Source organism: Streptococcus sp. GMD1S, assembly GCF_000296875.1.
In the GTDB taxonomy this organism is placed as follows: Bacteria; Bacillota; Bacilli; order Lactobacillales; family Streptococcaceae; genus Streptococcus.
Genome location: NZ_AJQY01000022.1, coordinates 1 through 20,841, shown reverse-complemented (window position 1 = coordinate 20,841; position 20,841 = coordinate 1). Strand labels below are relative to the sequence as shown.

General features: G+C 40.5%; 19 protein-coding genes. 14 read left to right on the top strand and 5 right to left on the bottom strand.

From position 1 onward, the window contains the following. The 4 genes from aguB to GMD1S_RS04470 form a co-directional block, all read left to right on the top strand. Positions 1-843 (top strand): N-carbamoylputrescine amidase (gene aguB / locus GMD1S_RS04485; RefSeq protein WP_000300172.1); only part of this gene is annotated, 843 nt, incomplete at its 5' end. Positions 844-987: 144 nt separating this feature from the next. Beyond that, positions 988-1,725: a TraX family protein gene (locus GMD1S_RS04480; RefSeq protein ID WP_000759210.1), complete on the top strand. Its 738-nt coding sequence runs from the start codon at positions 988-990 to the stop codon at positions 1,723-1,725. Positions 1,726-1,831: 106 nt separating this feature from the next. Then, complete coding sequence (locus GMD1S_RS04475) at positions 1,832-2,530, top strand: response regulator transcription factor (protein ID WP_000146576.1); 699 nt, start codon at positions 1,832-1,834, stop codon at positions 2,528-2,530. Next, positions 2,530-3,408 (top strand): sensor histidine kinase, encoded by an 879-nt coding sequence (locus GMD1S_RS04470; RefSeq protein WP_000639366.1) that lies wholly within the window; start codon positions 2,530-2,532, stop codon positions 3,406-3,408. The genes GMD1S_RS04475 and GMD1S_RS04470 overlap by 1 nt, the downstream gene beginning before the upstream one ends. Positions 3,409-3,446: 38 nt before the next feature. On the opposite strand, the gene GMD1S_RS04465 is transcribed toward GMD1S_RS04470, so the two are convergent. The 3 genes from GMD1S_RS04465 to GMD1S_RS04455 all read right to left on the bottom strand — a co-directional run bounded on the left by GMD1S_RS04465 (position 3,447) and on the right by GMD1S_RS04455 (position 6,071). Then, positions 3,447-4,199: an ABC transporter permease gene (locus GMD1S_RS04465; RefSeq protein ID WP_000581970.1), complete on the bottom strand. Its 753-nt coding sequence runs from the start codon at positions 4,197-4,199 to the stop codon at positions 3,447-3,449. Between the two features lie 10 nt (positions 4,200-4,209). Then, complete coding sequence (locus GMD1S_RS04460; protein WP_000859671.1) at positions 4,210-5,118, bottom strand: ATP-binding cassette domain-containing protein; 909 nt, start codon at positions 5,116-5,118, stop codon at positions 4,210-4,212. Positions 5,119-5,261: 143 nt separating this feature from the next. Further along, complete coding sequence (locus GMD1S_RS04455) at positions 5,262-6,071, bottom strand: Cof-type HAD-IIB family hydrolase (protein ID WP_000593598.1); 810 nt, start codon at positions 6,069-6,071, stop codon at positions 5,262-5,264. Positions 6,072-6,217: 146 nt separating this feature from the next. On the opposite strand from GMD1S_RS04455, the gene GMD1S_RS04450 reads away from it, so the two are divergent. The 5 genes from GMD1S_RS04450 to GMD1S_RS04430 all read left to right on the top strand — a co-directional run bounded on the left by GMD1S_RS04450 (position 6,218) and on the right by GMD1S_RS04430 (position 15,319). Continuing rightward, positions 6,218-6,679, top strand: coding sequence for a MarR family winged helix-turn-helix transcriptional regulator (locus GMD1S_RS04450; protein WP_000049864.1), 462 nt, complete (start codon positions 6,218-6,220; stop codon positions 6,677-6,679). Further along, a complete protein-coding gene (locus GMD1S_RS04445) occupies positions 6,672-7,091 on the top strand; it encodes an EVE domain-containing protein (protein WP_001138486.1) in 420 nt (139 codons plus the stop codon). The genes GMD1S_RS04450 and GMD1S_RS04445 overlap by 8 nt, the downstream gene beginning before the upstream one ends. Before the next feature lie 106 nt (positions 7,092-7,197). Further along, entirely contained in the window at positions 7,198-10,473 is a 3,276-nt protein-coding gene (gene rexB / locus GMD1S_RS04440) for an ATP-dependent nuclease subunit B (protein WP_000772312.1), read from the top strand. Next, positions 10,470-14,123, top strand: a complete 3,654-nt coding sequence (addA, locus tag GMD1S_RS04435) for a helicase-exonuclease AddAB subunit AddA (RefSeq protein WP_000802716.1) — start codon at positions 10,470-10,472, stop codon at positions 14,121-14,123. The genes rexB and addA overlap by 4 nt, the downstream gene beginning before the upstream one ends. Before the next feature lie 17 nt (positions 14,124-14,140). Further along, complete coding sequence (locus GMD1S_RS04430) at positions 14,141-15,319, top strand: hypothetical protein (protein ID WP_001130899.1); 1,179 nt, start codon at positions 14,141-14,143, stop codon at positions 15,317-15,319. A gap of 33 nt (positions 15,320-15,352) precedes the next feature. On the opposite strand, the gene GMD1S_RS04425 is transcribed toward GMD1S_RS04430, so the two are convergent. Both GMD1S_RS04425 and GMD1S_RS04420 read right to left on the bottom strand, forming a co-directional pair. Beyond that, positions 15,353-15,709 carry a type II toxin-antitoxin system PemK/MazF family toxin gene (locus GMD1S_RS04425; protein WP_000560798.1) on the bottom strand — a complete coding sequence of 119 codons (357 nt, stop codon included), beginning with the start codon at positions 15,707-15,709 and terminating at the stop codon, positions 15,353-15,355. After that, entirely contained in the window at positions 15,693-15,908 is a 216-nt protein-coding gene (locus GMD1S_RS04420; protein WP_001028395.1) for a type II toxin-antitoxin system PemI/MazE family antitoxin, read from the bottom strand. Before GMD1S_RS04420 ends, GMD1S_RS04425 begins: the two co-directional genes overlap by 17 nt. A 215-nt stretch (positions 15,909-16,123) precedes the next feature. Between GMD1S_RS04420 and ylqF the strand changes: the two genes are divergently transcribed. The 5 genes from ylqF to GMD1S_RS04395 all read left to right on the top strand — a co-directional run bounded on the left by ylqF (position 16,124) and on the right by GMD1S_RS04395 (position 20,692). Next, positions 16,124-16,975 carry a ribosome biogenesis GTPase YlqF gene (gene ylqF, locus GMD1S_RS04415; RefSeq protein WP_000201303.1) on the top strand — a complete coding sequence of 284 codons (852 nt, stop codon included), beginning with the start codon at positions 16,124-16,126 and terminating at the stop codon, positions 16,973-16,975. Beyond that, entirely contained in the window at positions 16,962-17,741 is a 780-nt protein-coding gene (locus GMD1S_RS04410) for a ribonuclease HII (protein ID WP_000207521.1), read from the top strand. Before ylqF ends, GMD1S_RS04410 begins: the two co-directional genes overlap by 14 nt. A gap of 16 nt (positions 17,742-17,757) precedes the next feature. Further along, positions 17,758-19,308, top strand: a complete 1,551-nt coding sequence (locus tag GMD1S_RS04405) for a ClC family H(+)/Cl(-) exchange transporter (RefSeq protein WP_000392527.1) — start codon at positions 17,758-17,760, stop codon at positions 19,306-19,308. 51 nt (positions 19,309-19,359) lie between these two features. Further along, positions 19,360-20,106 carry a CPBP family intramembrane glutamic endopeptidase gene (locus tag GMD1S_RS04400; protein WP_000827860.1) on the top strand — a complete coding sequence of 249 codons (747 nt, stop codon included), beginning with the start codon at positions 19,360-19,362 and terminating at the stop codon, positions 20,104-20,106. A 151-nt stretch (positions 20,107-20,257) separates the two neighbouring features. After that, positions 20,258-20,692 carry a hypothetical protein gene (locus tag GMD1S_RS04395; RefSeq protein ID WP_001065608.1) on the top strand — a complete coding sequence of 145 codons (435 nt, stop codon included), beginning with the start codon at positions 20,258-20,260 and terminating at the stop codon, positions 20,690-20,692. Positions 20,693-20,841 lie beyond the last annotated feature (149 nt).

The following is a 20,841-nucleotide window of genomic DNA, read 5'->3' as shown; positions in this document are numbered from 1 at the left end:
CAATGCGCCAAGGATGTGGCGACAAATATCCAAACAGCGGAACGTCTAGTACGTCAAGCTGCAGAACAAGGCGCACAAATTATTCTCTTGCCCGAGTTGTTTGAACGTCCCTATTTCTGTCAGGAACGCCAGTATGACTACTACCAGCATGCTCAGTCGGTGACAGAAAATACAGCCATTCAGCATTTTAAAACCATTGCCAAGGAGCTAAAGGTCGTTTTACCCATCAGTTTCTACGAGAAAGATGGCAATGTCTTGTATAACTCAATCGCCGTCATTGATGCTGATGGAGAAGTGCTGGGCGTTTATCGGAAGACCCACATACCAGATGATCATTATTATCAAGAAAAATTTTACTTTACGCCTGGTAACACTGGTTTCAAGGTCTGGGATACTCGCTATGCTAAGATTGGGATTGGCATCTGTTGGGATCAATGGTTTCCTGAAACGGCGCGCTGTCTTGCGTTGAATGGGGCAGAATTGCTCTTTTACCCAACCGCTATCGGTTCAGAGCCTATCTTAGATACGGATAGTTGCGGTCACTGGCAACGTACCATGCAAGGGCACGCAGCAGCAAATATTGTCCCAGTCATTGCAGCCAATCGTTACGGTTTGGAAGAAGTCACTCCTAGTGAGGAAAATGGCGGACAGAGTTCTAGTCTTGACTTCTACGGTTCCTCCTTTATGACGGATGAAACAGGAGCTATTCTAGAGAGAGCTGAAAGACAAGGAGAAGCTGTTCTGTTAGCAACTTATGACCTTGATAAGGGAGCAAGCGAGCGCCTAAATTGGGGACTGTTTCGTGATAGAAGACCCGAAATGTACCAACGAATTACGGACTAGAAGGTAAATTTCATAATAAACATTTAATATTCATGCCTGTCTTACAAAAATGTAAGATAGGCTTTTTAAATGTAAGATAGGTGTACGATTATACGCGGAAATGTATGCTATACTCTATGTAGATAAAAAAGAAAGAGGTTTATTATGAAAAAATGGAATGCGACACAGTTGAAGTATCTGATGGCGGCAGTAATGGTTCTGGACCATATCCCTCATATCACCGGGATCGTTTCTCCTTTGTGGGAAGGTATCTTTCACGCCTTGACCCGTTGTGTGGGAGTTTGGTTTGCGTATATGGCTATGGAAGGTTTTATCTATACTCGAAACTTGAAAAACTACCTCATCCGTCTCTGGTCTTGGGCGCTGATCATGTTTGCTGGAAATAGCCTTCTCAATACTCTGTTTGCCTCTAAGGGTGTAATGGTTACTAATAATATTTTCTTGACTTTGGCCATCGGTGTCACCATGCTTTGGATTGGTTTTCCCAGAAAAGAGTTGGATAAAAAGGAGAAGTTGTGGCGTCGTATTGGGCTTGCTGGGCTCTTGATTTTCGGGTGTCTTTTTACCGAGGGTGGCATCACCATGCTACCATTTCTCTTGATTAGTTACTCTTGTCGAAATCGCAAGGGCTTGCGAAATCTCCTCTATGCCTTTCTGTGGGCCTTCTTGTTAGTGACTTCCATCCAAATTTACGACACTTGGCACCAAACACTGGAAATGATGCTTTTCAATTCTGACTGGCTCTTTATCACCGTCTTTCCTTTTATGGCCTTGTATAATGGACAGCGAGGAAAAGAAACTAGTTGGAGTAAATATTTCTTTTATATTTTCTACCCAGCTCATCTATGGATTATAACTTTGATTGCTTATTTGCTTAAGTAGATTCAATATCCATTAGCTCCTTCTTGCTTAAAATGCGAGAGGAGCTTTTCTGTATCTGGAATTCCCAACAAAACATGTTATAATAGTTTTAGAAAGGACGAGGTTTATGGCGAGCATACTTGTAATTGAAGATAATAATGAAATCCAGGAAATCTTAAGAACCCTTCTTGCAGAGGAACACGAGGTGATTCAAGCATTTTCTGGGACAGAAGGTATCATGCAATTTGACAAAGGTGGCATTGATCTCGTTTTGCTAGATATCATGCTCCCTGGGAAAAATGGCGACCAAGTCTTGCAAGCTATTCGACAAACTAGTCAGACTCCGGTCATCATGCTTACTGCTTTAGGTGATAAAAAGCTCATCAGCCAATATCTACTAGACGGTGCCAATGATTATGTGGTAAAACCTTTTGATTTGGACGAAGTCTTTGCCAGAGTCACCGTGCAATTACGCCAAAGTGGTGAACATCAGTCAGGAGATCGAAGAGAAATTGATAACTTCGTACAAAGCTTTAAAAATATCCAGTTCGATGCGGATAGTTTTGAAATAAGTAACGCAACTGAAACCATTCGCCTTGCAAAGAAAGAGTGTCAGATTCTCCAAATGTTGCTCCAGTACCCTAAAAAGATCTTCACCAAGGAAGAACTCTATGAATTGATTTGGGAAGAAAGTTACCTGCCTGGAGACAATACGCTCAACACCCATCTAAGCAATCTCCGTAAAAAACTGCATCAACTGGATCCAAATCACGAGTACATCGAAACCGTTTGGGGAGTTGGTGTTCGATTAAAAGGAGATAAGTAATGATTTACATTTTGATATCTATATTGCTCCTCATTAACATCATTTTGGCGATTTCTTTGATTCGCTATCATATAGCAATTAGAGATTTAAGCAGACAAATCGAAGAAAAGATTCGCTCTGGTAGCATGAAGAGGATCGGTGTAAATTTCTTTTCAAAGACCATTTTGCGTCTACATAACCAAATTGAGAATCTATTTCAAGAAGTGGAGCAAAACCAGCTAATCATGAAGCGTGAAAAACGCACCCTAGATATGGCAATCAGTAACATTGCTCATGATATTCGGACACCTTTAACAATCGCTTCAGGATACACTCAGCAACTAATAAAACACCCCGATAATAGTTCAGAAACCTTAAATAAAATAGCCCATCATCAGGATTTGGTTTCCAAACGGTTGGAGGCTCTCCTCGAATACCGTCATTTGATGGAAGGCGCAGTCAAACCGAAACTGGAAGAACCTGATTTATCAACTTTTATAACGAAAAAGACTTTAGCTTATTACGACGTTTTTCAATCTTCACATATTGTTCTTGATTTTAACGTTGAACCAGGATTGAAAACGACGACTGATGAGGACTTGCTTGATCGAATTATACAAAACCTCCTTGGAAATGTTCTCAAGCACGGCAAGGAGAAGGCTCGACTTTCCTTGAAAAAGGAAGAAAATAGACTTGTTTTGGAAATTGATAATCTAGTCAAAAAACCTATCAAGAATATAGACAATCTCAGCAATCGTTTTTATTCTGAAAATATGTCAGATACCGAAGAATCCTCTGGTTTAGGTCTCTATATTACTGAGGAATTAGTTCATCTTCTTGGAGCGGATATGAAGCTAGCCACTGATGGAGAATGGTTTTCAGTCTTTATTTATCTTTAACAGAAGAAACCTCCTCTATATCCTAGAGGAGGTCCTTTTTATAAGCTTTTCTTCTTGAAAATAATCAGTCCACTGAAAGAGAAGAAAAGTATGACTGTTACGCAAACCGTGATGGTATAGAGAATAGCTTGACTATTAGTGGTCATAGCATAGGCAAAATCTAGAATTAAATATCTAAGAATTTCAATGTCTGGGAAAACAAGAATTGGAATAGAAAGGACGATAGAGCTAATCAGATAACCAATAAATACGGCAAGATAAGAATGAGTTAGGTAGAGAATAAAGGAGACAATCGAAAGCCAAGCGAGAAGGCATAGAAATTGAAGGGAAATCGTCAAGAGGAGATTAGTAACAAAACCATCAGGTATTGTACCAAGTCCGTTTAGTAGAGTCGCGGGAATAAAGGCAATCACAAGACTGGTGATGAGTTGTAAGAGAGCGATACTTGCTAGTACAAAGAATTTAGCAAGGAAAAATTCTGTACGAGAAACACCAACTGTCAAACTATTTTTATAAAGCTTGCCGATTAGATCGACCCCAAGAACTAAACACACTAGAATAATACAGAGGAAAACGAGGTTTGAGCCGTTATTTGACGCGTTGATTAGAGCTTCTATCCCATTCCAACCATGGGTAGGAAGCTCAGGTGGTGCTGCTTGAACTGACATTAGATGCCCTGTAGCGCCAATAGTAGCACCCAGTAACATAAGTACAAAGAGAATGAATTCTGTAATCCAGAATCCTTTGGAGCGGAAAAGACGGTAAAAATCTGCTTGAATGGTATGTATCATGATTTTTCTCCTATTCTACCAATTGGGTGAAGTATTCTTCTAGGTTTTGACGGGCAAAGTAAATCTCATCAATAGCAACATCGGACAAAGTTAGTTGCTTGAGAATCTGTTTAACATCTTGTTCATTACCAAAGATATGGATTTCATTTTCAGGGTTTACAACCTTAAACTGGAGCTGGATTTGTTCTTTCAATACCTGACAAGCTCTTTCTTTATCACTTGTTTTAAGCACAATATAATCCTCACTCAGTGTTTCAAATTCAGCTTTACTGATTTCACGGATAATCTTACCTTGATCCAGAATACCAAAGCGATTAGCTAAGAGATAGAGTTCTGACAAGATATGACTAGAGATGAGTATAGTTATGCCTTTTTCTTGATTGAGTCGCTGGATCATGAGACGAAATTCTTTGATTCCAATCGGATCGAGACCATTAATAGGTTCATCAAGAATCAGGAAGTCGGGTTTTGTTAGGAGGGCAATGGCGATACCAAGTCTTTGTTTCATTCCTAGTGAGAAATCACGAAAGACTTTTTTACCTGTATCTGACAAGCCAACATAGTCCAAGGTCTCCTGAATCACCTTATCAGCATTTGGAATATGACGTATCATACAATAATATTTAAGGTTTTGATAAGCTGTCAAGTGATTGTGAGCTACAGGTGATTCGATAACTGAACCTACTCGAGATAAGGCCTTGGTCCACTCATTTTGTTCTTGGCTAGAGAAGAGGGAAACTGTACCTTTGTCCGCAAACAATAATTGAGTAATTATTTTGATAAGAGTAGTTTTACCTGCTCCGTTTTTTCCAATTAGACCATAAATATCTCCCTCTTTTATGGTTAGACTAAGATCTTGAAGAATAGCTTGGTTAGCAAATTGTTTGGTCAGTCCATGAATTTCGAGTACTGTTTTCATGATTTTCTCCTTTTGATTTATTTTTCTAACTTTAGTATAAGGTATAGAAATCAAAGAAACATCAAGTAATTCTAAAGAGTTTCTAAAGTTTTGTAATTCTTAAAAGAAACAAAACCCAGTTGATATGAACTGGGCTTTTTTTACTATAAAATATACTTCTCAATGGCACGCGCAACGCCGTCTTCTTCGTTGCTGGCTGTAACGTCATTAGCAAGGGATTTGACATGGTCGCTGGCATTTCCCATTGCAATGCCAAGTCCTGCAAACTGAAGCATTTCGATATCGTTATTGGCATCGCCCATGGCCATAATTTCTGAGGGCTCGATCTTCAAAATCGCTGCTAGTCGAGAAAGAGCAGTAGCCTTTGTCGTTCCAAGTGGCATGGCTTCATAAATGACAGGCTGTGAACGAACTCCGCTAAATCGTTGGCAGAGTTCCTCAGCAAACCGTTGCTCAAAATCGTCTGTTTGCTCTTTGGTTCCTAAAAACATACCTTGGAACATTCGATATTTGCCACTGGTCGCCTCCTCAAGGGAGATTTCAGTCAGGTCTGAAAAGACTAGCTTGGCATCATTTTGAACGATTTGATTGGGCTTGCCACCGAGGACAAAATAATGTTCCTCATCAAAAAGAGTTAACTGGACGTCGCTTTTTTCAGCTAGGTCATAGAGGTATTCGATGTCAGCTGGACTGAGTTCTTGCCAGTCCACTAGACTCCAGTCACTGGTCTGGTGGGTTGAACAACCGTTATTGACAATAACATACTCATTCTGAAGGTCCAGTCCTAGTTTTTTATAGTAGGGAAGGACACCGAAAAGCGGGCGACCTGTACAGAGAACCAGTTTGACACCTTTTTCAATGGCTTGGTGAATGGCAGTGATGTGGGCTTGCGGGATTTCCTTAGCTTCATTGAGGAGGGTTCCGTCCATATCCAAGGCTAGTAGTTTAATCATAAGACTTCCTTTTCTAGGTGTTTTGCTTTTATTATAGCATATAGACTATGAAATGTCTGACAGAATTGTAACATTTGACTTTCCTTTTCTTGAAAAACAAAATAAATTCATTTATAATATGTATACTTAATATTTAAGGAGAAATAATGTCAAAGTATCAATTTAATTCAATTTATAAAAACGATGAAACAGAGTCTACAGGTCTTCTGTTCATCAAAGTCTACAACAAGTGGGAAAGCAACTTAAAAAGAGTTTTGAAATCAGTTGGTCTTACTCTGCCTCAATTTATCGTTTTGACTTCGCTTTTGTTTCTGTCTAATAGAGAGGAATATGTAACGCAAGTTGATATCGCTCGGTTCACTGGTATGGATGTCATGACGGTTTCCCAGATTGTTAGGCTACTGGAGAAGAAGGACTACATTAAACGCGATCAACATCCAAAGGATAGTCGGGCAAAACTGGTCTCAGTGACGAAGTCTGGCGCAGAGAAGGTCAATCAAGCTTTACCTTTAGTAGAAGGGGTTGATGAAGAATTTTTTGAAAAACTATCTAACGATAGAGAAGTTTTTAATCGTTTGTTAGTAGAGTTGGAGGATAAAAATGCCTAGATATTGGGTTGGAGTTGTTTCAAAGAACCATGTTTTAAGAGGAGTTGAAGGGAATTTTTGCCAGGTCTGTCATGGAAAGGGCGGCCCCTTAAACCGTATGAAAAAAGGTGACTATTTTTTATACTATAGTCCAAAATACGATATGAACGGTCAAGATAAGTTACAGGCTTTTGTGGCCGTAGGTAAAATTACAGATGACAAAGCCTATCAAGTAGAGCAGTTCGAAGGATTCTTTCCCTTTAGACGAAATGTCGAGTATTATCAACCAGTCAAAGATTGCTCCATAGAAATAGCTAGACAACATCCTGAATGGAAAGACTATACTTCTCGACTTCGTTATGGACATTTTGAAGTTTCCAAAGACTTTTTCCTCTATATCTTTCAGCATATGAAAGTGGATGATGAAGGATGATTGATTTGCTAATTAAATGATTGTCAACTAGAATTTTGGATTTGGACTGTGAAGCGAACTTTGCTATAATAGAGTAAGAAACTTTGATAAACCAAACGAGGCAGAGATGAAATTACTTTATACTGATATTCGGACTTCTTTGACAGATATTTTAACCAGAGAGGCAGAAGAGCTAGTTGCTGCTGGCAAGCGGGTCTTCTACATCGCCCCCAACTCTCTTTCATTTGAAAAAGAACGCGCCGTGCTGGAATGCTTGTCCCAGCAGGCTTCTTTTGCGATTACCGTCACGCGTTTCACTCAAATGGCTCGTTACCTAATCTTGAATGATTTACCAGCTAATACCAGTCTGGATGATATCGGGCTTGGGATGGCTTTTTATAAGTGTCTTGCGGAACTCGATTCCAAGGACTTACGTGTTTATGGTGCGATTAAGCAGGATCCTCAATTTATCCAGCAGTTGATTGAACTTTATCATGAGATGACGACTGCTCAGATGAGCTTTTTGGACTTAGAAAGTTTGACGGATGAGGACAAGAGAGCAGATTTACTCTTGATTTTTGAGAAAGTAACAGCCTATCTCAATCAAGGTCAGTTGGCTCAGGGAAGTCAGTTGTCCCATTTGATTGAGGCTATTGAGAATGGCAAGGTAAGTAGTGATTTCAGTCAGATTGCCTTGGTTATTGATGGATTTACTCGTTTTTCTGCCGAGGAAGAGCGTGTAGTGGATCTACTTCATCGAAAAGGTGCCGAGATTGTTATTGGGGCCTGTGCAAGCAAGAAAGCCTATACCAGTCCGTTCTCTGAAGGGAATCTCTACCAAGCCAGTGTGGAATTTCTTCATCATTTGGGGGCAAAATACCAAACGCCTGCTCAGGATCGTTCTCAGATACATGAGAAGATGGATTGTTTTGACAAGGCCTCTCGTTTGCTGGAGTCTTCTTATGACTTTTCAGAACTCGCTTTAGATGTTGATGAGAAGGACCGTGAAAACCTGCAAATCTGGTCTTGTTTGATGCAAAAAGAGGAGTTGGAGCTGGTAGCTCGCGCTATTCGTCAGAAATTACATGACAATCCAGATCTGAGTTACAAGAATTTCCGTATTCTGCTGGGGGATGTGTCTTCTTACCAGTTATCACTGAAAACCATTTTTGACCAGTACCAGATTCCTTTCTATCTTGGTAGAAGTGAATCCATGGCTCACCACCCTTTGACTCAGTATGTCGAATCTATTTTGCGTTTGAAACGCTACCGTTTTCGTCAGGAAGATTTGATTAATCTCCTCAGAACTGGTCTGTATACTGACCTTAGCCAAGCGGATATTGATGCTTTCGAGCAATATCTCCGCTATCTTGGTATCAATGGCTTGCCAGCTTTTCAGCAGACCTTTACCAAATCCCACCATGGAAAATTTGATTTAGAGCGTTTAAATTCTCTTCGTCTGCGCGTTTTGGCGCCACTTGAAACCTTATTTGCCAGTCGAAAACAAAAGGCTGAAAATCTCTTGCAAAAGTGGAATACTTTTCTAAAAAATGCTGCTTTAAGCAAGCAGATGCAAGAATTGACAGCTACTATGGAAACACTAGAACAGGAAAGACAAGCCGAAGTTTGGAAAGCCTTCTGCCATGTTTTAGAACAATTTGCGACCGTTTTTTCCGGTTCACAAGTTAGTCTAGAGGACTTCCTGTCCTTGCTTCATTCTGGGATGAGTTTGTCCCAGTATCGCACCATTCCAGCAACTGTTGATACTGTTCTGGTGCAGAGTTACGATCTGATTGCCCCTCTGACCGCTGACTTTGTCTACGCCATTGGGCTGACTCAGGATTATTTACCCAAAATTGCGCAAAACACCAGTCTGTTAACAGACGAAGAAAGACAAAGCCTAAACCAAGCAACTGAGGAGGGAGTGCAATTACTGATTGCAAGTAGCGAAAATCTCAAGAAAAATCGCTATACCATGCTTTCTTTAGTCAATGCTGCTCGTAAGCAGTTGGTGTTGTCAGCTCCAAGTCTCCTCAATGAAAATGAGAGCAAGGAATCGGCCTATCTTCAGGAACTGGTGAGTTTTGGATTTAGCCGAATAGAGAAGAAGATTCATCAAAAAAGTCTGTCTAAGGATGATATGGGTTCTTATCACAGTCTTTTGTCTAGTCTGGTTGCCTATCACCAGCAGGCAGGTTCAAGTGAAAATGAAAAAGATGTCACCTTTGTCAAGGTTTTGGCTCGTGTCATGGGGAAAAAACTAGATCAAAAAGGTCTTACAAATCCTGCACTCCCAACTAGTCCAAGCAGCAAGCCATTAGAGAAAGAGACCTTGCAGGCTCTCTACCCTGCTGACAAGGAGTTTTACCTGTCTACTTCTGGTTTGACAGAATTTTACCGCAATGAATACAGTTATTTCCTCCGTTATGTCTTAGGTTTGCAGGAAGAATTGCGCCTGCGTCCAGATGCTCGCAGTCACGGGAATTTCTTGCACCGTATTTTTGAACGTGCCTTGAAACTACCTGCTGAAAATTCCTTTGATCAGCGTTTGGAGCAAGCTATCAAGGAAACCAGCCAAGAACGCGAATTTGAAGCTATTTATCAGGAAAGTTTGGAAGCCCAGTTTACCAAGGAAGTTCTACTTGATGTCGCGCGAACTACGGGCCACATCCTTCGTCATAATCCAGCTATCGAAACCATTCAAGAGGAGGCAACATTTGGTGGTAAAGATCAAGCCTTTATTCAATTGGATAATGGTCGCAGTGTCCATGTGCGAGGCAAGGTTGACCGTATTGACCGCCTGAAAGCTGATGGAGCGCTAGGAGTGGTGGACTATAAGTCTAGTTTGACCCAATTCCAGTTTCCTCATTTCTTTAATGGGCTTAATTCCCAACTGCCTACCTATCTTGCTGCCCTAAAAAGAGAAGGGGAGCAGAACTTTTTCGGTGCCATGTACTTGGAAATGGCTGAGCCTGTCCAATCTTTATTAGCTGTTAAAAGTCTGGCAGGAGCAGTAGCAGAAGTCAGCAAGTCTATGAAATACCAGGGACTCTTTTTAGAGAAAGAAAGCAGTCACTTGGGCGAATTTTACAACAAAAACAAGGCTAATCAGCTGACAGACGAGGAATTCCAGCTCTTATTGGACTACAATGCCCATCTTTACAAGAAGGCAGCTGAGAAGATTTTACAAGGTCAGTTCGCCATCAATCCATACACAGAGAATGGCAGAAGTATTGCCCCATACGTTCAACAACATCAGGCTATTACTGGCTTTGAAGCAAACTACCATCTAGGTCAAGCTCGTTTTCTAGAGAAGTTAGAGCTAGCTGATGGCAAACGACTGGTCGGAGAAAAACTCAAGCAAGCTTGGTTTGAAAAAATGAGAGAGGAGTTGAATCGATGAAGCCTATTTCCTTTTTAACTGAGGAAGAAATTAAAAAATTGCAAGAAGCAGAAGCGAGTTCGAGCAAGGAACAAAAGAAAACTGCCGAGCAAATCGAAGCCATTTATACCGAAGGGCAAAATATCCTTGTTTCAGCCTCTGCTGGTTCAGGGAAGACCTTTGTTATGGCCGAGCGCATTTTGGATCAATTGGCGCGAGGTGTGGAAATCAGCCAACTCTTTATCTCGACCTTTACCGTCAAGGCTGCTACTGAACTCAAGGAACGTTTGGAGAAAAAAATCAGCCAACAAATCCAAGAAACCGATGATCTCGATCTCAAACAACACTTGGGACGTCAATTGGCAGATCTACCAAACGCTGCCATCGGAACCATGGACTCTTTCACACAAAAATTCCTTGGCAAGCATGGTTATCTGATTGATATCGCACCGAATTTCCGTATTCTACAAAATGAAAGTGAACAGTTACTCTTAAAGAACGAAGTTTTTCATCAAGTTTTTGAAGAGCATTATCAAGGTGAGAATAAAGAGAAATTTAGTAGTTTGGTGAAGAACTTTGCTGGGCGTGGCAAGGATGAACGTGGTCTGCGCCAACAAGTCTACAAAATCTATGACTTTTTACAATCCACCAGCAGTCCCCAAAAATGGCTGAGCGACTCTTTTCTCAAAGGGTTTGAAGAAGCTGACTTTGCAATTGAAAAAGACAAACTGACCGAGCAAATCAAGCAGGCGCTTTGGGATTTGGAAAGCTTCTTCCGTTATCATCTGGATAACGATGCCAAGGAGTTTCCAAAAGCTGCCTATTTAGAAGCTGTGCAAGATGTTTTGGATGAAATTGGCTCCTTAAATCACGAGTCCGATAGTCAGACTTATCAAAAAGTTCTTTCACGTGTTGTCGCTATCTCGAAGGAGAAAAATGGTCGGGCTCTTGCTAACTCTAGTCGAAAGGCTGATTTGAAGCCACTTGCAGATGCTTATAACGAGGAGAGAAAATCCCAGTTTGCAAAACTTGGACAACTAGCAGACCAGATAACGATTCTCGACTATCAAGAACGTTTTCATGAAGACACCTGGGAGTTAGCTAAAACTTTTCAAAACTTTATGAGCGATTTTGTGGAGGCTTATCGTGAACGTAAACGCCAGGAAAATGCCTTTGAATTTGCTGATATTAGCCATTACACCATTGAAATTTTAGAGAATTTCCCACAAATTCGTGAGGCATATCAGGAACGTTTCCATGAAGTCATGGTCGATGAGTATCAGGATACCAACCACATTCAAGAACGAATGCTGGAATTGTTATCTAATGGTCAAAATCGCTTTATGGTGGGGGATATCAAGCAGTCCATCTACCGTTTCCGTCAGGCAGACCCGCAGATTTTCAATGAAAAATTCCAAAGCTATGCGCATAATCCTAAAGAGGGGAAGTTGATACTCCTCAAGGAAAATTTCCGTAGCAGTTCAGAAGTGCTATCAGCAACCAATGATGTTTTTGGACGCCTTATGGACCAAGAGGTCGGCGAAATCAACTATGATAGCATGCACCAGCTTGTTTTTGCCAATACCAAACTAACTCCCAATCTAGACAACAAGGCAGAATTTCTCCTCTACGATAAGGACGATAGTGGGCAAGAGGAGGAAGAAAGTGATGCAGACACGAAACTCACAGGAGAAATGCGCTTAGTCATCAAGGAAATCCTAAAGCTCCATCAAGAGAATGGTGTAGCCTTTAAGGAAATTGCTCTTTTGACTTCCAGTCGCAGTCGTAATGATCAGATACTCCTCGCTCTGTCAGAGTATGGAATTCCTGTGAAAACAGACGGAGAGCAGAATAATTACCTCCAATCCCTAGAAGTGCAAGTCATGTTGGATACCCTTCGTGTCATCCACAATCCTCTCCAAGACTATGCCTTGGTTGCCCTTATGAAGTCTCCAATGTTTAGCTTCGATGAGGACGAGCTGGCACGTTTGTCCCTTCAAAAAGCAGCTGATAAAGTACAAGAGAATCTTTATGAGAAACTGCTTCATGCTCAAAAACAAACAGCTGAGCAGAAAGAGTTAATTCACAAACCTTTAGAGGAAAAACTAAATCAATTCATGGATATTTTGGATTCTTGGCGCTTATATGCCAAAACCAACTCCCTTTATGACCTGATTTGGAAGATATACAACGATCGTTTTTACTATGATTATGTCGGAGCTTTGCCTAACGGTCCTGCCAAACAAGCCAATCTCTATGCTTTAGCTTTGAGAGCAGACCAGTTTGAAAAGAGTAATTTCAAGGGCTTGTCTCGTTTTATTCGTATGATTGACCAGGTTTTGGAAGCACAGCATGATCTTGCAAGTGTAGCCGTCGCACCGCCTAAAGATGCAGTGGAACTCATGACCATTCACAAGAGTAAAGGTTTGGAGTTTCCTTATGTCTTTATCCTCAACATGGATCAGGACTTCAATAAGCAAGACTCGATGTCAGACGTTATTCTCAGTCGTAAAAATGGGCTTGGTGTCAAATACATTGCCAAGGTGGAAACAGGAGCAGTAGAAGCCCACTATCCGAAAACCATTAAACTCTCCATTCCTAGCCTCACTTATACGCAAAATGAAGAAGAGCTACAACTGGCTAGCTATTCTGAGCAAATGCGTCTACTGTATGTTGCTATGACACGGGCTGAGAAAAAGCTCTATCTTGTCGGTAAGGGCTCTCGTGAAAAGCTAGAAGCCAAGGAGTATCCAAGATCTGAAAACGGAAAACTCGATAAACATACCAGACTTCAAGCCAAGAATTTCCAAGATTGGATCTGGGCGATCACTAAAGTATTTGCCAAAGACCATCTCAACTTTAGCTATCGTTTTGTTGGTGAAGACCAGCTGACCAGAGAAGCTATCGGAGAATTGGAAAACAAGAGCCCTCTACAAGATAGTTCTCAAGCAGACAATCGCCAGTCAGAAACTATCAAAGAAGCTCTGGAAATGCTAAAAGAAGTAGAAGTCTATAATACTCTTCACCGTGCGGCTATTGAACTTCCTAGCGTCCAAACTCCTAGCCAAATCAAGAAATTCTACGAACCAGTAATGGATATGGAAGGGGTACAAATTGCTAACCAAACCAAATCAACAGAGAAGCAAATCAGCTTCGATTTACCAGATTTTTCAACTAAAGAAAAGGTAACTGGAGCTGAGATTGGTAGTGCCACTCACGAACTCATGCAGAGAATTGACCTTAGTCAGCGACCAACACTTGCTAGCCTGAAAGATACTCTCAAACAAGTTCAGACTAGTCCAGCTGTAAGAGACAAGATCAATCTTTCTAAAATTCTCGCCTTCTTTGAAACACCACTTGGTCAGGAAATTCTCGCTAATACCGGCCATCTCTATCGCGAGCAACCTTTTTCTATGCTCAAGCGGGACCAGAAGAGTCAAGAAGACTTCGTTGTCCGTGGGATCTTGGATGGCTATCTGCTTTATGAGGATCGCATCGTTCTTTTTGACTACAAGACTGACCGTTATGATCAACCAAGTCAACTCATAGACCGCTACCGTGGTCAGTTAGCCCTATACGGAGAGGCCTTATCTCGAGCCTATTCGATTGAAAATATTGAAAAATACTTGATTTTACTCGGCAAAGACGATGTTCAAGTTTTAAAAGTATAATCTAGAAAGGAGACCTCATGCCACTTCCAGTTAGAAAATCCTTGCACGATGCGGTTTTACAGGCTTCAAAAGCCGATACTTGGGATCAAGCTACCAAGGAATGGAATGAAGTTTCCTTGATTTTTAATGGCATTGGCCGTAGTAATTGTGTCTGCGGGAACGCCATAAAATACACCTACGAACTCTTTAACGGAGTTACAGGCCAACGTCTCTTCCCTATAGGAAGCGACTGTGTTCGCCATTTTCATCGTATTAGCCTCGATCAGCAACTGGAAGAGGAAGAAAGACTACTCAGAAAAGTTGAAAACCTAACCAGAAAGGCCCAGAAAAAGGAAAAAATCAATATCAATAAAAGCGATTTTGACGAAAAACTTCTAAAATGGTTTTGGGAAAAAGGTATTTTCAAAGCCAATCGTGGCAATCAATTCGCACCTGAGAGAGACTATCAGATCTTCCTAGAAGTCTTTCAAGGTGGAAGTTGGACCAAGGCAGAGCCAAAAAAGAAGGCTCGTCTGGAAGAAGTCCTTGAAAAGTGCATCAAACCCTTTCTATTTGGTAAGTCTGATGACCACCTATACCTTATCAAGCTAGGTAAGGAGAAAATAGATTACGAGCAGCATTTACGGATTCAGGCAGAGAAGGAACGCAAGAAAAGAGATAAAATCGCCAAGCAATACGCTGACAACCTCATTCTTGCCATGGGTCCTGCAGAACGAGCCTATCAAGATTACTTTGGCTTTACAGAATCCTTGACCCAAGAAGAACGAAAGTGGGAGAAAATCCTCTTTGGTAAGAATAGAGACGAACGGGCTATCAAGGCTAAACAAAACCAAAAGGAGTTGGAAAAGGATCAGCGAATTGCAAATCAAGATCCTATTGAACGAAAGCAGAAGCAGACTTGGCTTCTCAATTCCTATTTTCGGGATTTGCCTGATGAAAAATCCAGATTTTCTCGGCTCCTATTAGAATATCGAAAAAGTGGAGAAGTACGCTTTTCAGATGATTACTTATCTAAGCATCTCATCGACTTTTTTTACAAGATGAAGGCCTTTGAGTTTGAAATTGCACCAGAACAAGTCCGCGATTTTCTAAAAGAATGCCTTCAAGCAGAGCATCTATCATCAGCACAAGAAAGCTGGACTAGAGGGATTCTCTTCAATTGTCTTCATCCGTTTTTAGATAGGTTACTCATATAGAATAAATCCTACCTTGTCTATGCATGGTAGGATTTAAGTATCTCCAAAGATGTACTGGTAAAGTTGGACGACTTTCTGAAAACATTGTGTGTCCATTCTTGTTATTTTTTGAGCATTACGCATCCGAAAATCAAAGGTATACAGTTGAAATGGATTGACAGCGCCATCTACCTTGTCCGACGAGACAGGAACGAGCAAGCCTTTTTCTGCCAAGCGTTGTTGGCCATGAGTGATGGGACAGACAGCCACAAAACCAGTTTGCAAGGCATATTCTCTCCTAGAAACTACCAAGGCAGGTCGCCGTTTCTGGATTTCTCGACCGACTGATGGATCAAAGTCCAGCCAAATGATATCCTGCTTTTCAGGAATATAGTCAGATTTCGCTATCAAGTGACCTTACCCCTTCAAAATCATTTGTCATTCTCAAATCAGTAATCCCATCAAAAGGATCTTTCAACTTTGGAGCTAAGACAATGACTCCGTCAATCCCTTTGTAGACAACCATTTCTTGACCTTCTGTCATCCCCAAATTTTTAGGAATAGTCACAGTGAGCGAATTCCCCACCTTCCGAGTCTTTACTATATTCATCGCTCTACCTCCACGAAATTGTATACACCAAGTATATACCTGTTGGCAAAAAAAGTCAAGTAAATCCTGACTGGTATCAAGGATGTTTCGCACCTATACTATTTGTCATTTATTGTGGTCAAAGCCTGTGCAAAAGTTCCTAATTTATGATAGAATAGGTAGTAAGAAAGAAAACGTTTTTACTACGTTTTTTTTAGTCGGAAGGGGAAAATATTATGGCTACTATTCAATGGTTTCCGGGTCACATGTCTAAGGCTCGGCGGCAAGTTCAGGAGAATTTAAAATTTGTTGATTTTGTGACGATTTTGGTGGATGCTAGGCTACCTTTATCTAGTCAAAATCCTATGTTAACTAAGATTGTTGGGGATAAACCAAAGCTTTTGATTTTGAATAAGGCAGATCTGGCTGACCCCGCAATGACCAAAGAATGGCGTCAGTATTTTGAATCACAGGGAATTCAAACTCTGGCTATCAACTCCAAAGAGCAAGTGACTGTAAAAGTTGTGACGGATGCCGCTAAAAAGCTCATGGCTGATAAGATTGCACGCCAGAAAGAACGAGGTATCAAGATCGAAACCTTGCGGACCATGATTATCGGAATTCCAAATGCCGGTAAGTCAACTCTCATGAACCGTTTGGCTGGGAAAAAGATTGCAGTTGTCGGCAATAAACCAGGTGTTACCAAGGGGCAACAGTGGCTCAAAACCAACAAAGACCTTGAAATTTTAGACACACCAGGGATTCTTTGGCCTAAGTTCGAAGACGAAATCGTCGCTTTGAAACTAGCCTTGACTGGAGCAATTAAAGATCAACTACTCCCAATGGATGAAGTGACCATTTTTGGTCTTAATTATTTCAAAAAACATTATCCAGAAAAGCTAGCTGAACGCTTCAAACAAATGAAGATAGAAGAAGAAGCACCTGTTATCATCATGGATATGACCCGTGCCCTTGGTTTCCGAGACGACTACGACCGCTTTTACAGCCTCTTCGTCAAGGAAGTCCGTGATGGAAAACTCGGTAACTACACCTTAGATACATTGGACGACATCGATGACGACGATTAAAGAAATTAAAGAACTTCTTGCCACTGTCAAAGAATTAGACAATCCCCTTTTTCTTGAACTGGAAAAGGATCCTCGTTCTGGGGTTCAAAAGGAAATCAACAAGCGTAAAAAAGTCATACAGGCTGAACTGGATGAGGACCTTCGTTTGGAAACTATGCTTTCTTATGAAAAGGAACTGTATAAGCAAGGATTGACCTTAGTAGCAGGTGTTGACGAGGTAGGCCGTGGTCCTCTGGCTGGCCCTGTAGTTGCTGCAGCTGTTATTTTACCTAAAAAATGTAAGATTAAAGGCCTCAACGATAGCAAAAAGATCCCCAAAAAGAAACATCTGGAAATTTATGAAGCCGTTCAAGACCAAGCCTTGGCAATAGGTATTGGTATCATGGATAATCAGATCATTGATCAAGTCAATATCTATGAAGCGACCAAACTGGCCATGAAAGAAGCAATCTCCCAGCTCAGTCCCCAACCTGAGCACCTCTTGATAGATGCCATGAAACTGGAGTTGCCGATTTCACAAACCTCCATCATCAAAGGAGATGCAAACTCTCTCTCGATCGCAGCTGCATCTATAGTGGCCAAGGTGACACGGGATGAATTGATGAAGGGCTATGATGTTCAATATCCTGGATATGATTTTACAGCTAATGTAGGATATGGAACGGCAAAACACTTAGAAGGACTTGACAAACTAGGAGTTACCCCTATTCATCGTACCAGTTTTGAACCGATAAAATCACTGGTTGTAGCAAATAAAGAAAGTTAAGTTGGAGGAAATGATTATGGAGGAACAGTCAGAAATACTCCGATCCAAGAAAGAATTTGCCTTTGCCTCAAGTACCATATTATCCCAAGTTGGGCGGGGAATCATCGTCGGGCTAGTTGTCGGGCTCATCGTTGGATCTTTTCGTTTCTTAATTGAAAAAGGCTTCTACCTGATACAAGGCCTCTATCAAGATCAAGCGCACCTAGTGCGCAATCTTTTTATCATTGGTCTATTTTATCTAATTGTTAGCTGGCTTAGTGCGAAACTAACTCGGTCGGAAAAAGACATCAAGGGTTCAGGAATTCCTCAAGTCGAAGCCGAACTAAAGGGACTCATGACTCTCAACTGGTGGAGTGTCCTCTGGAAAAAATATATTCTAGGGATTCTTGCTATTGCCAGTGGCCTTATGCTAGGTCGAGAAGGACCAAGTATTCAACTTGGAGCAGTTGGTGGAAAAGGTATTGCCAAGTGGCTCAAATCCAGTCCGGTAGAGGAACGCTCCCTGATTGCCAGTGGTGCTGCCGCAGGCTTAGCCGCTGCCTTTAATGCACCGATTGCAGGTCTCCTCTTTGTTGTAGAGGAAGTCTATCATCATTTTTCACGCTTTTTCTGGGTCTCAACTCTAGCAGCCAGTCTCGTAGCAAACTTTGTCTCACTACTCATATTTGGCCTAACACCCGTACTAGATATGCCAGACAACATTCCTCTCATGACCCTAGACCAGTATTGGATTTACCTCCTTATGGGAGTTTTTCTCGGGCTTTCTGGTTTTCTCTATGAGAAAGCTGTACTCAATGTTGGTCGAGTTTATGACTGGATTGGTAAAAAAATCCATTTGGATAAAGCTTATTATCCAATCCTAGCCTTTATCCTCATCATACCAGTCGGGATTTTCTTGCCACAAATCCTTGGTGGTGGAAATCAGCTTGTTCTTTCCCTAACTGAGCAAGATTTTAGTTTTCAAGTTTTATTAGCTTACTTTTTGATCCGCTTTGTTTGGAGTATGATTAGTTATGGAAGTGGCCTCCCAGGAGGAATTTTCCTACCAATTTTGGCGCTTGGTTCCTTACTCGGTGCCCTAGTTGGTGTCATTTGTGTGAATATTGGGCTTGTTAGTCAGGAGCAGTTTCCTATATTTGTCATTTTAGGAATGAGTGGCTACTTTGGGGCAATTTCCAAGGCTCCCTTAACTGCTATGATACTCGTTACTGAGATGGTAGGGGACATTCGCAACCTCATGCCACTGGGCTTAGTAACCTTGGTCGCCTACATCGTCATGGATCTGCTCAAGGGAGCACCAGTCTATGAGGCAATGCTAGAAAAAATGCTACCAGAAGAAGCAACAGACGAAGGAGAAGTCACTCTTATTGAAATCCCTGTATCAGATAAGATCGCTGGAAAACAAGTTCACGAACTAAACTTGCCACATAACGTACTCATCACCACCCAAGTCCATAATGGCAAAAGTCAAACCGTTAACGGCTCAACTAGAATGTATCTGGGTGATATGATTCACCTAGTGATTCCAAAAAGTGAAATTGGAAAAGTCAAAGATTTGTTGTTATAAGTTCTGTTTACATAATTTATTTTACGTAAAATATTATTGAAAGGATTCTCAATGAAAAGAAATAAGGCAATTGCGGTATATTTGCTAGGCACATTTAGCCAGTTAGTATCAGTTTGTCTCCTTTTCTTTCTCTTGAATCATTTTTCTATTCATTCCAATCTATTATCTATTTTAGGAATCTTTCTAGGTGGCATTTCTTCAGCTCTTTGGGGAACAATTGTTGCAAATCACTATTTTCATATTCATTTTAAAAAGATTGTAAAAGATTTTTTTAACATTCATACCAGTTATAAACACTATTTATTATCTTTTTTCCTTATTGTCCTTGATTTTTCTTTTCTAATGTTTGGTGGGAAAATAGTAGAATTTAGCTGGTATCTCCCATTTTTGATGTTCTTCAAATTTATTGTCTTTGGCGGTATAGAAGAGATTGGATGGCGATATGTCTTTCAACCAATTTTACAAGAAAAGTTGCCATATTTTTACTCAGCAATTCTAACCTTTTTCAGCTGGGCGATTTGGCATCTGTTGTTCTTTTACATTGATGGCTCCCTAGCAACTCTGCAAACTCTACCGTTTTTATTTGGATTGCTGACGAATTCTTTCATACTCTCAGCTCTTTATATCAAAACAAAGAATCTCTGGATTTGCGTTATGACACATTCGATCATTAATGTCTTGTCTCAGCTAACCATAGATACTGATCGATCCGAAACCTTCCTGCTTAAAATCTTCGTCATCTTGGTATCCTGCTATATGGTAGTACATAAAAAAGATGAGTATAATCGGTATAAATAAAATTAAATATAAACCTTCAAAACCAAATCAAAAAAGATTTGGTTTTTTAAGAATTAGAAATCTAATTTTCAGTATATAGTATGATTTTTACCCCCTACTTTGTAAAGAATGATTAGAATATTGTATAATAAGAAAAAGGAGAAAAGCATAAATGAATAATTCTGGAATTAAAAAAAGTCATACAAGAATACTAATCATTTTGTTACTCGCAACCATCACAGCAGGAGCTATTTTTATGTTTAGTTTGTTAGGAAAATCGCAAGAAGAACATCGGAATAGAGAGTATGAAGTAAGTTTGGTTAATGCCTTAAAGAATTCCTACCAAGGGATTGAAGAGATTAAAATTTCCAATCCAGAATACACAAGCCCTCCTGGTTCGTGGTCTTGTGATGTAGAAATCAAATTTAAACATGAAGTAAAAATTAAGTATGGTATTGGATATTCTCTAGACACTGAAGAAATAACAGATACTTCATTGGAATGGGAAAATAGAGTAAAAGATCGACAATTTTTAAATGAAAACAAGGGTAAAACTGCTTCGAAAATTAGGGTAACTTATTCTAATAATGACGAAGGAGAGCAATAATGGCATTTAGTTATACTGATAAACAACTCAATGAATTAAAGCATGGAAAGAATGTATATAGTGTCAATGCGGAATTTGCTGAGAAAAAGAGGGAATGATAATGAGTAAAGACAGATTAAGAAAAAGCTATAAACCATTATTCATAGTTT

What these genes read in the sequence shown, in the direction of transcription:
- GMD1S_RS04445 (WP_001138486.1), top strand. Translation starts at nt 6,672, where the DNA reads ATGCCTAGATATTGGGTTGGAGTTGTTTCAAAGAACCATGTTTTAAGA.
- GMD1S_RS04395 (WP_001065608.1), top strand. Translation starts at nt 20,258, where the DNA reads ATGAATAATTCTGGAATTAAAAAAAGTCATACAAGAATACTAATCATT.
- GMD1S_RS04450 (WP_000049864.1), top strand. Translation starts at nt 6,218, where the DNA reads ATGTCAAAGTATCAATTTAATTCAATTTATAAAAACGATGAAACAGAG.
- GMD1S_RS04470 (WP_000639366.1), top strand. Translation starts at nt 2,530, where the DNA reads ATGATTTACATTTTGATATCTATATTGCTCCTCATTAACATCATTTTG.
- addA (WP_000802716.1), top strand. Translation starts at nt 10,470, where the DNA reads ATGAAGCCTATTTCCTTTTTAACTGAGGAAGAAATTAAAAAATTGCAA.
- ylqF (WP_000201303.1), top strand. Translation starts at nt 16,124, where the DNA reads ATGGCTACTATTCAATGGTTTCCGGGTCACATGTCTAAGGCTCGGCGG.
- GMD1S_RS04480 (WP_000759210.1), top strand. Translation starts at nt 988, where the DNA reads ATGAAAAAATGGAATGCGACACAGTTGAAGTATCTGATGGCGGCAGTA.
- GMD1S_RS04420 (WP_001028395.1), bottom strand. Translation starts at nt 15,908, where the DNA reads ATGAATATAGTAAAGACTCGGAAGGTGGGGAATTCGCTCACTGTGACT.
- GMD1S_RS04465 (WP_000581970.1), bottom strand. Translation starts at nt 4,199, where the DNA reads ATGATACATACCATTCAAGCAGATTTTTACCGTCTTTTCCGCTCCAAA.
- GMD1S_RS04455 (WP_000593598.1), bottom strand. Translation starts at nt 6,071, where the DNA reads ATGATTAAACTACTAGCCTTGGATATGGACGGAACCCTCCTCAATGAA.
- GMD1S_RS04430 (WP_001130899.1), top strand. Translation starts at nt 14,141, where the DNA reads ATGCCACTTCCAGTTAGAAAATCCTTGCACGATGCGGTTTTACAGGCT.
- GMD1S_RS04405 (WP_000392527.1), top strand. Translation starts at nt 17,758, where the DNA reads ATGGAGGAACAGTCAGAAATACTCCGATCCAAGAAAGAATTTGCCTTT.
- GMD1S_RS04460 (WP_000859671.1), bottom strand. Translation starts at nt 5,118, where the DNA reads ATGAAAACAGTACTCGAAATTCATGGACTGACCAAACAATTTGCTAAC.
- GMD1S_RS04400 (WP_000827860.1), top strand. Translation starts at nt 19,360, where the DNA reads ATGAAAAGAAATAAGGCAATTGCGGTATATTTGCTAGGCACATTTAGC.
- GMD1S_RS04475 (WP_000146576.1), top strand. Translation starts at nt 1,832, where the DNA reads ATGGCGAGCATACTTGTAATTGAAGATAATAATGAAATCCAGGAAATC.
- rexB (WP_000772312.1), top strand. Translation starts at nt 7,198, where the DNA reads ATGAAATTACTTTATACTGATATTCGGACTTCTTTGACAGATATTTTA.
- GMD1S_RS04410 (WP_000207521.1), top strand. Translation starts at nt 16,962, where the DNA reads ATGACGACGATTAAAGAAATTAAAGAACTTCTTGCCACTGTCAAAGAA.